The sequence below is a fragment of the Avibacterium volantium genome, assembly GCF_900635775.1.
GTDB lineage: Bacteria > Pseudomonadota > Gammaproteobacteria > Enterobacterales > Pasteurellaceae > Avibacterium > Avibacterium volantium.
The window spans coordinates 884,817-898,680 of sequence record NZ_LR134167.1; the positions used below are offsets into that span (position 1 = coordinate 884,817).

The 13,864-nt window shown below is 41.4% G+C and carries 12 protein-coding genes and 1 pseudogene; all 13 read left to right on the forward strand.

What is annotated here, in order from left to right; all coding sequences use genetic code 11:
- Positions 1-2: 2 nt before the first annotated feature.
- The 13 genes and pseudogenes from bamA to mog all read left to right on the forward strand — a co-directional run bounded on the left by bamA (position 3) and on the right by mog (position 13,854).
- A complete protein-coding gene (bamA, locus tag ELZ61_RS04345) occupies positions 3-2,384 on the forward strand; it encodes an outer membrane protein assembly factor BamA (protein ID WP_126371725.1) in 2,382 nt (793 codons plus the stop codon).
- A 105-nt stretch (positions 2,385-2,489) separates the two neighbouring features.
- Positions 2,490-3,083 (forward strand): OmpH/Skp family outer membrane protein, encoded by a 594-nt coding sequence (locus ELZ61_RS04350; protein WP_126371727.1) that lies wholly within the window; start codon positions 2,490-2,492, stop codon positions 3,081-3,083.
- Positions 3,083-4,114, forward strand: coding sequence for a UDP-3-O-(3-hydroxymyristoyl)glucosamine N-acyltransferase (lpxD, locus tag ELZ61_RS04355; RefSeq protein ID WP_126371729.1), 1,032 nt, complete (start codon positions 3,083-3,085; stop codon positions 4,112-4,114). Before ELZ61_RS04350 ends, lpxD begins: the two co-directional genes overlap by 1 nt.
- 158 nt (positions 4,115-4,272) lie before the next feature.
- Positions 4,273-4,677 carry a 3-hydroxyacyl-ACP dehydratase FabZ gene (gene fabZ / locus ELZ61_RS04360; protein ID WP_069202131.1) on the forward strand — a complete coding sequence of 135 codons (405 nt, stop codon included), beginning with the start codon at positions 4,273-4,275 and terminating at the stop codon, positions 4,675-4,677.
- Positions 4,678-4,705: 28 nt separating this feature from the next.
- Positions 4,706-5,494 (forward strand): acyl-ACP--UDP-N-acetylglucosamine O-acyltransferase, encoded by a 789-nt coding sequence (gene lpxA / locus ELZ61_RS04365; RefSeq protein ID WP_103853999.1) that lies wholly within the window; start codon positions 4,706-4,708, stop codon positions 5,492-5,494.
- 91 nt (positions 5,495-5,585) lie between these two features.
- A complete protein-coding gene (gene lpxB, locus ELZ61_RS04370; RefSeq protein ID WP_241969734.1) occupies positions 5,586-6,776 on the forward strand; it encodes a lipid-A-disaccharide synthase in 1,191 nt (396 codons plus the stop codon).
- Positions 6,773-7,363: a ribonuclease HII gene (rnhB, locus tag ELZ61_RS04375; RefSeq protein ID WP_126371730.1), complete on the forward strand. Its 591-nt coding sequence runs from the start codon at positions 6,773-6,775 to the stop codon at positions 7,361-7,363. Before lpxB ends, rnhB begins: the two co-directional genes overlap by 4 nt.
- A 301-nt stretch (positions 7,364-7,664) precedes the next feature.
- The gene (locus tag ELZ61_RS04380) at positions 7,665-7,901 is read left to right on the forward strand and encodes a hypothetical protein (RefSeq protein ID WP_126371732.1); all 237 of its coding nucleotides are present in this window, start codon (positions 7,665-7,667) and stop codon (positions 7,899-7,901) included.
- A 1,148-nt stretch (positions 7,902-9,049) separates the two neighbouring features.
- Positions 9,050-10,897, forward strand: coding sequence for an SLC13 family permease (locus ELZ61_RS04385; RefSeq protein WP_126371734.1), 1,848 nt, complete (start codon positions 9,050-9,052; stop codon positions 10,895-10,897).
- A gap of 9 nt (positions 10,898-10,906) precedes the next feature.
- Positions 10,907-11,512: pseudogene (locus tag ELZ61_RS04390) on the forward strand (CDP-alcohol phosphatidyltransferase family protein); the annotation flags it as partial.
- A 178-nt stretch (positions 11,513-11,690) separates the two neighbouring features.
- Positions 11,691-12,320, forward strand: coding sequence for a lysophospholipid acyltransferase family protein (locus ELZ61_RS04395; protein WP_126371736.1), 630 nt, complete (start codon positions 11,691-11,693; stop codon positions 12,318-12,320).
- A 1-nt stretch (position 12,321) separates the two neighbouring features.
- Positions 12,322-13,251 (forward strand): phosphatidate cytidylyltransferase, encoded by a 930-nt coding sequence (locus ELZ61_RS04400; protein WP_126371738.1) that lies wholly within the window; start codon positions 12,322-12,324, stop codon positions 13,249-13,251.
- 18 nt (positions 13,252-13,269) lie between these two features.
- A complete protein-coding gene (gene mog, locus ELZ61_RS04405; RefSeq protein WP_126371740.1) occupies positions 13,270-13,854 on the forward strand; it encodes a molybdopterin adenylyltransferase in 585 nt (194 codons plus the stop codon).
- The last annotated feature ends 10 nt before the right edge of the window (positions 13,855-13,864 follow it).

A 13,864-nucleotide genomic window follows, 5' to 3' on the forward strand; every position in this document is an offset into this window, starting at 1 on the left:
CAATGAAAAAACTTTTAATCGCAAGTTTATTATTGGGTTCAACCACGGTGATGGCTGCCCCTTTTGTTGTGCAAGATATTCGTGTCGATGGCGTTCAGGCTGGCACGGAAGGCAAAATTCTTGCGAATTTACCCGTTCGAGTTGGGCAACGAGCAACAGATAAAGATATTGCCAATGTTGTAAGAACCTTGTTCTTACAAGGTTATGAAGGGGTTAAAGCCGCACGAGAAGGAAATACGCTAGTTATTTCTGTGCAACAACGCCCAATTATTGCCGATGTGATTCTTGACGGTAATAGTTCAATTCCAAATGAAGCCTTGAAAGATAATTTAGATTCTAATGGCTTTGCCGTTGGTGATGTATTGAATTTTGATAAATTAGAGGCTTTCCGTCAAAGTTTACTTGATCATTATCACAGTGTAGGTCGCTATAACGCAAAAGTGGAAACGATTGTTACGCCATTGCCAAATAATCGTGCGGAAGTAAAAATCCAAATTAAAGAAAATGATGTGGCACTGTTAAAAGGGATCACCTTTGAAGGAAACAATGCCTTTAGCTCAAGTAAATTACAAGAGCAAATGGAATTACAACCTGATGCTTGGTGGAAACTTTTTGGTAATAAATTTGATTCCGTACAATTTGGTAAAGATCTTGAATTGTTAAGAGATTTTTATTTAGAACGAGGATATGCTAAGTTCCAAATTACGGGTACGGATGTCAAGTTGAATAATGAAAAAACAGAAGCAAATATTTCAATTTCTCTTAATGAAGGTGCTGAATATATTGTTAAGAGTGTACGTATAGTAGGTAATGTAGCAGGAATGGAGAAAGAATTGTCACCTTTACTGCGGTTGATTCGTATTAATTCATCTTTCCGTCGTAGCGATATAAATGCTGTAGAAAATGCTATTAAGGCGACATTAGGTGAGCAAGGATATGCTAATCCACAAGTTAATGTGTCCCCTGTATTTGATGACGAGGGCCGTGCAATTGAATTAACTTTTGTTGTTGATGTAGGGCATCGTTATTATGTTCGTCAGATCCGTTTTGAAGGTAACACGGTAAGTGCTGATAGTACGCTACGTCAAGAAATGCGTCAGCAAGAAGGTGCATGGCTTTCTTCTCAATTAATTGAATTGGGCAAAGTGCGATTGGAAAGAACGGGATTTTTTGAAACTGTAGAATCTCGTACAGAGGTAGTCCCAAATATTAATGACCAGATTGATGTAATCTATAAGGTAAAAGAACGCAATACTGGTAGCATTAACTTTGGTGTTGGTTATGGCACCGAAAGTGGATTTAGCTATCAAGCTAGTGTGAAACAAGATAACTTCTTAGGAATGGGGTCTTCTATCAGTTTAGGTGGCTCACGTAATGATTATGGTACCAGTGTTAATTTAGGTTATACGGAACCTTATTTTACTAAAGATGGCGTAAGTTTGGGGGGGAATGCATTTTTTGAAAAATATGATAACTCAAAAAATAATACTTCTGCTTCTTATAGTCGTACGACTTACGGCGTAAATGGAACGCTTGGGTTTCCAGTAAACGAAAACAATTCATATTATATCGGGTTAGGTTATGTTTATAATAAATTAAAAGATGTGCGACCTGAATATAATCGAGATCTTTACCGTGAGTCAATGAATATTGAGGATTGGACATTTAAGTCTCAAGATTTCGATCTTTCTTTTGGCTGGAATTATAATAGCTTAAATCGTGGGTATTTCCCTACATCTGGTGCAAGAGCTTCTATTGGTGGAAAAATTACTATCCCTGGGTCGGATAATAAATATTATAAAGTATCTGCAGATGTACAAGGATTTTATCCACTAGATCGAGATCATCAATGGGTTATTTCTGCTAAAGCTTCTGCAGCTTATGCGAATGGTTTTGGTGGAAAGCGTTTACCGTTCTACCAAAATTATAGTGCAGGGGGCATGGGGAGCTTGCGTGGCTTTGCTAATGGAGCTATTGGTGCAAAAGCTATTTATTGGGCAGATGTTTGCAATAACGGTAACGGTGGTTATTGTCAAGCAGGAGTAAGTAATGATATCATTGGTGGCAATGCTATGGCCACTGCAAGTGTAGAAATTATTGTTCCTACACCATTTGTAGCAGATAAAAATCAACGTAGTGTCAGAACCTCACTTTTTGTTGACGCTGCAAGTGTGTGGAACACTAAATGGAAAAAAGAAGGTAAATCTGACTTCCCTTATTTACCTGATTTCAGTGATCCAAGTCGAATTCGTTCGTCTGCAGGCGTTGCGTTTCAGTGGCAATCACCGATTGGTCCTTTAGTATTCTCTTATGCAAAACCAATTAAAAAATATGAAGGTGATGAAATTGAACAGTTCCAATTTAGTATTGGTGGTTCATTTTAATTGGAACTCATTTGATTTTTTATAGTCTAAGTGGAAGTTCAAAGCTGATAGTGTTTTATCTATCATAATACGATTAATAATTAACTTTTTAAAGGAAATTAAAAAATGAAAAAAGCAGTGAAATTAACCGCACTTTCTTTGGCATTAGCATTCAGTTCTGTAGCGATGGCTGATGATAATACCGCTTTTGTTAATGTAGATTACTTATTTGCAAATCATCCTGCGCGTCAGATTGAAATTAAAAAATTAGATGATGAATTTAAAGCACCATCTGAAAAATTACAGGCTGCGGAAAAAGCTTTGCAAGATAAGAAAACAGGATTTGAAAAAGAAGTTGATGGGAAAGTGAAAGCTTTGGAAAAAGAGGCATCTAAATTGCGTCAAGCTGATATCAAAAAACGCCAAGATGAGATCTCACAATTATTACAAAAACGTGATGAAGAGTATAAAAAATTGGCGCAAGAATATCAGAAAGATTTAGCTAAATTCCGTCAAGATGTACAAAAACGTCAAATTGAAGTTGAGCGTAAATTATTAACAGAAATTCAACAAGCTACAACAAAAGTGGCTAAAGATAAGAAATTTACGGCTGTACTTGATGAAAAAGCGGCTATTTATGCAGTAGAAGGCAAAAATATTACTGAAGATGTGCTTAAAGCAATTCCTGTACCTGCGGCGGCTCCAGCACAGGCTAAATAATGCAAAAGTCTTATTCTCTTGAAGAATTAGCACAACAAATTGGCGCTACCATTCGTGGTAACGCCAATGTGCTTATTGATAGTATCGCCCCGCTCGACAAAGCACAATCAAACCAGCTCACCTTTATTTCAAACATTAAATTCCGTGATTTACTTGCACAATCCCAAGCAGGGATTTTAGTGGTAAGCGAAAATGATGTGGAATTTTGTTCGCCTGAAAGCAACTTGCTTATTGTCAAAGATCCTTATGTGGCTTACGCCGTGCTAGCTCAATATATGGATTCTACGCCAAAAGCGGCTGCTGGCATTGCCCCAAGTGCGGTGATTTCTGCCACTGCAAAATTAGGCGAAAATGTGTCTATCGGCGCAAATGCAGTGATTGAAGATGATGTGGAACTTGGTGATAACGTGATTATTGGCGCAGGTTGTTTCATCGGTAAAGGCGCAAAAATTGGCGCCAATACTCAGCTTTGGGCAAATGTAAACATTTATCACCAAGTGCAAATTGGCGAACATTGCTTAATTCAATCTGGCGCTGTCATCGGCAGTGATGGCTTTGGCTATGCGAATGATAAAGGGCGTTGGATCAAGATCCCACAAACAGGCACAGTGATTATCGGCAATCACGTTGAAATTGGGGCTTGCACCTGTATTGACCGCGGTGCGTTAGACGCAACGGTGATTGAAGATAACGTCATCATCGACAACCTTTGCCAAATTGCCCATAACGTGCATATCGGTACAGGTACAGCGGTCGCTGGCGGTGTGATTATGGCAGGTAGCCTAAAAGTGGGGCGCTATTGCTTAATCGGTGGCGCAAGCGTGATCAATGGCCATATGGAAATCGCCGACAAAGTTACGGTTACGGGAATGGGAATGGTAATGCGACCAATCACTGAACCGGGCGTGTATTCTTCCGGTATTCCATTACAGCCAAATAAAGAATGGCGCAAAACCGCCGCCCTGACTTTAGATATTGACAAAATGAACAAGCGTCTAAAAGCGGTAGAAAAAAAGCTCAATAATGCTTAATTCCTTTCTCAAACGCGCCACTTTATGTGGTGCGTTTTGTATTAAACGATGAAATATCGTATAATTTGCAGCAATTTTATTTTCTATTATTTTTAAATTAAAAAGGTACTATTGTGACAACAGAACAAACCGCAAAAGTCATTGAAGCAAAAGAAATTATGACCTTACTTCCGCACCGCTATCCCTTTTTATTAGTGGATCGTGTAACTGATTTTGAAGAAGGGAAATGGTTAAAAGCAATCAAAAACATCAGCGTTAATGAGCCTTGTTTCACTGGGCATTTCCCCGGTGAACCTATTTTACCGGGTGTGTTAATTTTAGAAGCGCTAGCACAATCAATGGGGATTTTGGCGTTTAAAACTCACGAATTACAGGGCGGAGAATTGTTCTATTTCGCAGGGATTGATGATGCGCGTTTTAAACGTCCCGTATTACCAGGGGATCAAATGGAACTTTATGTCGAAGTGATCAAAGAGCGCCGTGGTATTACCGCATTCACAGGCATTGCTACCGTGAATGGTGAAGTGGCTTGTGAAGCAAAGTTAATGTGCGCGCGCAGATAAACATTCATTACAAAAACAAGAGGTCAATATGATCCATTCAAGTGCAAAAATTCACCCTACAGCCATTGTAGAAGAAGGGGCAAAAATTGGCGAAAACGTGGTGATTGGCCCGTTTTGTATTATTGGTGCTGATGTAGAAATTGGCAAAGGCACCGTGTTGCACTCGCATATCGTGGTTAATGGTGTGACCAAAATTGGCGAAGACAATGAAATTTTCCAATTCGCTAGTATTGGTGAGAAAAACCAAGATCTGAAATACCAAAATGAGCCAACGAAAACCATTATCGGCAACCGTAACCGTATTCGTGAAAGTGTAACGATTCACCGAGGCACGGTGCAAGGTGGTGGCGTAACGCGCGTGGGTGATGATAATTTATTTATGATCAATGCCCATATTGCGCACGATTGTAAAATCAAGAATCGCTGTATTCTTGCCAATAACGCTACTCTGGCAGGACACGTTGAGCTAGATGATTTCGTGATTGTGGGCGGAATGTCGGCCATTCACCAATTTGTTATTGTGGGCGCACACGTTATGCTTGGCGGTGGTTCAATGGTCAGCCAAGATGTTCCGCCTTATGTAATGGCGCAAGGCAACCACGCACAACCATTCGGTGTAAACATTGAAGGCTTAAAACGTCGCGGTTTTGATAAGCCAACATTGCACGCCATTCGTAATGTGTACAAATTGATTTATCGCAGCGGAAAAACCTTAGAAGAAGTGATGCCAGAAATTGAGCATTATGCGAAAACGGAAAGTGCGATTAGCTTTTTCCTTGATTTCTTCAAGCGTTCAAAACGTGGCATTATTCGCTAATTTAACGAACAACCGCGTATAAAAAGTTAAAAATTTTCACCGCACTTTGCTTATTGCTTAACGCTCGCAATATAAAGTGCGGTTGTTTTTTATGAGAAATTTATTCATGGAACAAGCAAAAGTATTTCCAACCATCGGTATTGTCGCAGGTGAAGTTTCTGGCGATATTCTAGGAGGAGGGCTAATGCGTAGCCTGAAAATCCGTTATCCTAACGCACGTTTTATCGGCATTGCTGGTAAACAAATGTTGGCAGAAGGTTGCGAAACCTTGGTGGATATGGAAGAAATTGCCGTAATGGGCTTAGCAGAAGTGGTGAAACATTTGCCACGCTTGCTGAAAATTCGCCGCCAAGTGATCGACAAAATGTTGCAAGAAAAGCCCGATGTATTTATCGGCATCGATGCGCCCGATTTCAATCTTGACATTGAACTTAAACTTAAAGAACAAGGCATCAAAACCATTCATTACGTCAGCCCATCAGTGTGGGCGTGGCGACAAAATCGCATTCACAAAATTGCACGCGCCACCAACCTTGTTCTCGCATTTTTACCCTTTGAAAAAGTCTTTTACGATCGTTTCAACGTACCTTGTCGTTTTATTGGACACACAATGGCAGACGCCATTCCGTTAAAACCTGATCGCCTTGCCGCTTGCCAAATGCTTAATATTGATCCACAACAACGCTATTTAGCGATGCTGGTTGGCAGCCGTGGCTCAGAAGTGGAATTCCTTGCTGAACCTTTCTTGCAAACCGCCTTATTGCTGAAAGAACAATATCCAGACGTGCAATTCCTCGTTCCCTTAGTGAATGAAAAACGTCGCCAACAATTTGAACGCATTAAAGCAAAAGTTGCCCCTGATTTACCAATGATCTTGCTTGATGGGCAGGCTCGCCAAGCGATGATCGCCGCCCAAGCCACCTTGCTTGCTTCAGGCACGGCAGCATTAGAATGTATGCTATGTAAATCGCCAACGGTCGTGGGCTACAAAATGAAGCCGTTCACTTATTTCCTAGCCAAACGCTTGGTGAAAACCCCTTATATTTCATTACCGAATTTACTGGCGAATGAAATGCTTGTGCCAGAAATGATCCAGCAAGATTGCACCGCAGAAAAATTGGTAGAAAAGCTCGCCCCTTATTTTTCCACAGAAGAAAGTGCGGTGCAAAATCGCCACAATTTGGAGCAACACTTTATTGATCTGCATAAAATGATCCAATGCGATGCGGATAAACAAGCCGCCGAAGCAGTGATTGAATTATTGCAAGAGGAAAAACAATGAGCGAATTTGTCTATCCTGATTATGAACTGATCGCAGGCGTTGATGAAGTGGGACGTGGGCCTTTAGTGGGCGCAGTGCTCACCGCCGCGGTGATTTTAGATCCTAATAATCCCATTGAAGGCTTAACGGACAGTAAAAAACTCTCGCACAAAAAACGCCTAGCCTTAGCCGAAGAAATTAAACAAAAAGCCAAAGCTTGGGCTCTAGGGCGCGCTGAACCTGAAGAAATTGACGAACTCAATATTTTGCACGCCACAATGTTAGCGATGCAACGTGCAGTCAATCAGCTTAAAATCACCCCTCACTTTGTGCTAGTGGACGGCAACCGAATTCCCCCATTGCCAATGCCCGCCCAAGCGGTGGTGAAAGGGGACAGCCTTGTGGCAGAAATCAGCGCCGCCTCCATTCTTGCCAAAGTCGCCCGCGATTTAGAAATGGAAGAGTTGGATAAACGCTATCCCCAATACGCCTTCGCCCAACACAAAGGCTACCCAACAAAATTACATTTAGAAAAACTGGCAGAACACGGCCCCTTACCCCAACACCGCCGAAGTTTTGCCCCAGTAAGAAAATTGATTACAGAATAAAGTGAGGTCGTTTTTCCCAAAAAATTCCACCGCACTTTAAATACAATTTAACGCAAAATAGAATGTGAACTATCGGACAATCAATCCCCTTGTAAATTGCCCGAATGGAAATAAAATTTTTAGAAAAGTAACGCCTGAACGCAGCGAAGCGAGTATGGGCTTACTTTTCGTCAAAAAAATTTTATTGGAACGAGGAAAAGCAATTTAGTAGGGGTTCCCTTTTCTTTGCTTCCTTTCTTTTGGGAACGCAAAAGAAAGGAAGTCGCTCAACGAGCGAAACCCGTTATATCAACAAAGAAAAATGCAATCAGCCAAAAGTAAAAATAAGCAACGACAAAGTGCGGTACTTTTTCAAAAAGTTTTTAAAATCCCACCGCACTTTAAATTTAAAATTAATGTGAAATATCGGGACAATCCCCTTGTAAATTGCCCGAATGGAAATAAAATTTTTAGAAAAGTAACGCCTGAACGCAGCGAAGCGAGTATGGGCTTACTTTTCGTCAAAAAAATTTTATTGGAACGAGGAAAAGCAATTTAGTAGGGGTTCCCTTTTCTTTGCTTCCTTTCTTTTGGGAACGCAAAAGAAAGGAAGTCGCCAACGGCGAAACGCGTTATAGCAACAAAGAAAATCACAATCAGCCAAAAGTAAAAATAAGCAACGACAAAGTGCGGTACTTTTTCAAAAAGTTTTTAAAATCCCACCGCACTTTAAATTAAAAATTAAGCGTGAAATATCGGGACAATCCCCTTGTAAATTTCCCGAATGGAAATAAAATTTTTAAAAAAATCACGCCGAGCGAGTGCGAAGCGAACATCAGGCTGATTTTTCGTAAAGAAAATTTTATTGGAATGAGGAAAAGCAATTTAGTAGGGGTTCTCTTTTCTTTGCTTCCTTTCTTTTGGGAACGCAAAAGAAAGGAAGTCGGCAACGGCGAAACCCGTTATAACTACAAAGAAAAACGCAATCAGCCAAAAGTAAAAATAAGTAATAACAAAGTGCGGTACTTTTTCAAAAAGTTTTTAAAATTCCACCGCACTTTAAATACAATTTAATGCAAAATAGATTGTGAACCATCGGATAATCAATCCCCTTGTAAATTGCCCGAATGGAAATAAAATTTTTAGAAAAGTAACGCCTGAACGCAGCGCAGCGAGTATGGGCTTACTTTTCGTTAAGAAAATTCTGTCGAAATGAGGAAGAGCAATTTGATCGGGGACGCTTTTCTTTGCTTACGTTCCTTTTGGGAACGCAAAAGAAAGGGAGTCGCCAACGGCGAAACCCGTTATAACAACAAAAAAACCACAATTAGCCAAAAGTAAAAATAAGTAATAATAAAGTACGATCATATTTTCAAAATCTTTTAAAAAATCGCACCGCACTTTAAATTTAAAATTAATGTGAAATATCGGGGCAATCCCCTTGTAAATTGCCCGAATGGAAATAAAATTTTTAGAAAAGTAACGCCTGAACGCAGCGAAGCGAGTATGGGCTTACTTTTCGTCAAAAAAATTTTATTGTAATGAGGAAAAGCAATTTAGTAGGGGTTCCCTTTTCTTTGCTTCCTTTCTTTTGGGAACGCAAAAGAAAGGAAGTCGCCAACGGCGAAACCCGTTATAATTACAAAGAAAACCGTAATTAACCAAATAATAAACAAAACGACCAAAACCCTAACCACGGAGACCCAAATGCCCTCAATCACCAATATCCCCCTTGCTAGCGTTGTGATTTTTCTTGCCATCGCTGTACTCTTGTTTATCCACAACAAAATCCGAATGGACGTCATCGCCCTGTTGGTCATGCTTGCTTTTTGTGTGAGTGGGATCTTGAGCGTACAGGAAGTCTTTGCAGGCTTCAGCGATCCGAATATTATTTTGATCGCCTTGCTGTTTATTGTGGGGGAAGCCTTGGTGCGCACTGGCGTAGCCTATCAAGTGAGTGAATGGCTGATGAAAGCGGCGAAAAATAGCGAAACCCGTGTGCTGATTTTAGTGATGTTAGCGGTAGCAGGGTTGGGATCTTTTATGAGTTCCGTGGGGATTGTGGCAATTTTTATCCCTGTGGTATTGGTGATTTGCCGCCAAATGCACATTTCGCCAAGACGCCTGATGATGCCGTTGAGTATGGCTGGGCTAATCAGCGGTATGATGACCTTAATCGCCACTGCACCAAATTTGGTGATTAACGCAGAATTAATCCATCTCACCAAACAGCGTTTTGATTTCTTTTCCTTCACGCCGATTGGTATTGTGATTTTGTTGCTGGGCATTGTGTATATGCTGGTGGCTCGCCGTTGGTTAGGGCAAGCGGAAAATGAACAAAGCGAAGGCGTGAATCGTCATTCCATTCAAGATCTGATTGAAGATTATCAATTGCAAGCACGCACCAAACGTTTTGTAGTGCGAACAGGATCGGATTTTATCGGGCAGCCCTTAGAAGCCTTGCATCTGCGCTCTAATTATGCCTTGAACGTGCTGGCGATTGAGCGTTGGAAGCGTTTTCGTCCAAGATTTCTAGCTGATTCCTTAGGGAAAATCGAAATTCGTGAAAAGGATATTTTGCTGATTGATTGCGCTGATCCTGAGCTAGATATTAATGAATTTTGCCAACAACATCAGCTTGAGCCAACGGAATTGCGTCCTTACCACTTTGAACAACAAGCTAAGTTTATGGGAATGGTGGAAATCACGCCAATTCCTGAAGGGGATTATCTCGGCAAAACAGTGGCAGAAATTGGCTTTCGTTCACGTTTTGGTTTAAATGTGGTGGGCATTAAGCGTAATAATGAGATTTTGACGGGGAGTTTGATTGAACAGCCATTAAAGATTGGTGATTTACTGTTGGTGGTCGGATCGTGGAAATTGATCCAAGCAATGCGTAATAAAACAAAAGCCTTTTTCGTACTCGATTATCCTGCGGAAATTGAACGCGCCGCGCCCGCGCAAAGCCAAGCGCCTTATGCCATTTTATCCATTGTCACGATGGTGGCATTAATGGTAACAGGCGTTGTGCCGAATGTGGTTGCTGCCCTGATCGCCTGTTTAATGTTAGCGAAATTCCGCTGCGTTGATGCGAAAAGCGCTTATGCGTCCATTCATTGGTCGAGCTTAATTTTAATTGTGGGAATGATGCCATTTTCCACCGCACTACAAAAAACAGGCGGGATTAATTTAATCGTAGAATTTATGATTAACACCGTAGGGGGAATGGGTAAACATTGGATTTTAATCAGCTTGTTTACACTGACTGCGGTGATTGGTCTGTTTATTTCTAACACCGCCACTGCGATTTTAATGGCGCCGATAGCTATCACAATGGCGCAGCATTTGCAGCTTTCCCCATTGCCTTTTGCAATGACGGTAGCGATTGCTTCGTCCGCCGCCTTTATGACGCCGATTTCTTCGCCAGTAAACACAATGGTGCTGGGCGCAGGGAATTATAAATTTGGCGATTTCGTCAAAATTGGCGTGCCTTTTACTTTGCTGGTTATGTTGGCAACGGTGTTTCTTGTTCCAGTATTCTTTCCGTTTAAATAAGGAGAAATAATGAGCATTTACGATTTAAAACCGAAGTTTCAAAATTTACTTCGTCCCACGGTGGTGAAGTTAGAACGCAAAGGTGTTACGGCAAACCAAGTTACCCTTGCAGCCTGTGGAATTTCAGTGATTTTAGGCTTATTTTTGACCGCACTTTCTGCGGTGCATTGGCTGTTTATTTTAATCCCTATTTGGCTTTTTGTGCGAATGGCGCTTAATGCCATTGACGGAATGTTAGCGCGAGAATTTCAGCAAAAATCGCGTTTGGGTGGTTATCTTAATGAAATTACCGATGTGGTTTCTGATGCGGCGTTGTATCTGCCTTTTGCTTTTATCGCCCCTTTTGATCCCCTTGTTATCGGGCTGATTATTTGGCTCGCCGCCTTAACGGAGTTTTGTGGCGTGTTAGGGCAAGTGCAAGGGCAAACACGCCGTTATGACGGGCCTTTTGGTAAAAGTGATCGTGCCCTTTTGTTTGGATTCTTTGGGCTACTTTATACCTTTATGCCGATTTTGCCGAGTTGGTTTTATGGACTGGCTTGGTCTGTGGTGTTGATGCTAATTTTGACTTGCGTGAAACGCGTGAAGTCAGGGCTGGCGGAAGGTAAGGCTTTAGATCAGAATGTTGAAAATCAGGCTGATCAAAACCAAGCACAAAATTTAGAAACGCACTCAGAAGCTATAATAATAGAGGAACAAGCAGAAAATTGCACAAAAAACCAAGCAGAAAACCAAAGTGCGGTGGAATTTTCCGCAGAAAATTCCACGCAACAAAAGCCACAGGAGAATGAAAATGCTCGCTAAACTGGTTGATTTTCTTTTATGCCGTTTTACCTCTTTTATTAGCGGTGTTCGTCCTGCGAAAAATATCGCTCTGCTTTCCGCAGATAAGCCAAGACTTTATTACGCTAATCACAACAGCCACGGAGATTTTATTTTATTCTGGGTGTCTTTGCCTTATGAAGTGCGTAAGAAAACCCGTCCTGTGGCAGGTGCGGATTATTGGACGAAAGGCAAAATTCGCCGTTTTCTTGCGGAAAAAGTGTTTAATATGCTGCTGATCGAGCGCGGCGGCAATGATCCTAAAGTCGTAACAGAACAAATTAGCCAAGCGCTACAAGAAAATTCGTTGATTATTTTCCCCGAAGGCACAAGAAAAACCAATGATGATCTTGCCCTCCAGCCCTTTAAAAGTGGTTTATATTATTTAGCCAAAGCCAATCCTAATGTGGATCTCGTGCCAGTTTGGATCAGCAATACCCATAATTTATTGCCGAAAGGTTTTATTCTGCCAATTCCCTTGCTGTGTGATCTATATTTGGGCGAGCCGATTCATTGGCAGCCACAAGAAGATAAAACGCAATTTCTAGCGCGAGCAGAGCAGGCCTTGCTTAATCTTAACCCGAAACATCAAGGAGCATAAAATGGAAATGTGGAATTTATTTTGGGGATTAATTTGCACCTTGTTATTGGCATCAGGCATTGGTTATGCACTGAAATGGAAAGTGGGTTTTTCCACGCCCCATTCGATGATTGATAACCTAAACGCACGCATTAATGCGTGGTGGGTGATGATTTTAATTATCTTCGCCGCCGCGTATCTCGGCTTCTATGGCGTATTAGGTTTATTTTTTATCGTTTCTTTTATGGCGTTACGGGAATTTTTATCGCTGATTGAAATTCGCCGTGGCGATCATCTCGCTTTAGTGGCCTGCTTTTATTTCATTTTGCCTTTGCAATATTATTTTGTCGCGGTGGATTGGTTTAGTATGTTCAGCATTTTTATTCCTGTTTATGCGTTCTTATTTTTACCGATTTTATCCGCATTGCTAGGCGACACGGCACATTTTTTAGATCGTTCAAGCAAAGTGCAATGGGCGGTGATGATTTCCGTGTTCTGTATTTCGCATATTCCTGCTATTCTCACCCTAAATATTGCAGGATTTGAAGGTAAAAGCTTATTATTAATGATCTTTTTGATCCTGATTGTGCAGGCAAGTGATGTGTTGCAATATGTATGGGGAAAATTATTCGGTAAACATAAAATTGCGCCAACCTTATCTCCGTCCAAAACCGTAGAGGGTTTTGTCGGTGGCGTACTAAGCGCTTCAGCATTGGGCGGATTGCTTTCTTGGCTAACGCCATTTAGCGCCGTGCAAGCTACCTTAATTAGCTTGGTTATTTGTTTAATGGGCTTTTTAGGTGGGCTGGTGATGTCAGCAATGAAACGCAGTATGGGCGTGAAAGATTGGGGCAATATGATAAGTGGACACGGTGGAATGTTAGATCGTATGGATAGCCTATGCTTTGCCGCACCGATTTTCTTCCATATTGTGAGATATTATTGGATTTAATAAAAAACAGAGGAAAAAATGACCGCACTTTTAAAAATTGGTTTAGTTTCAGTGTCTGATCGCGCATCGCAAGGCGTGTATCAAGATCAAGGTATCCCTGAATTACAAAAATGGCTCGAGCAAGCCTTAATTGATTCTTTTGAAGTGGAAACCCGCTTAATTCCTGATGAACAGCCGATTATTGAGCAGACCCTATGCGAGCTGGTGGACGTGCATCATTGCCACTTGGTGCTAACCACAGGCGGAACAGGGCCAGCCAAGCGTGATGTTACACCAGATGCCACCCTTGCTGTGGCAGATCGCGAAATGCCGGGCTTCGGCGAGCAAATGCGTCAAGTGAGTTTGCATTTTGTGCCAACGGCGATTTTATCGCGTCAAGTGGGCGTGATTCGTAAAAATAGCTTAATTTTAAATTTACCGGGCCAGCCGAAAGCCATTAAAGAGACCTTAGAGGGCGTGAAAGATGAGCAAGGCAATGTGCTCGTTAAGGGAATTTTTTCTGCCGTGCCTTATTGTTTACAGCTGATCGACGGCATTTATATTGATACCAAACCTGAAGTTATCGCTAGCTTTAGACCAAAATCTGCCAGACGTGAAAGTTAATTCCAGTGAG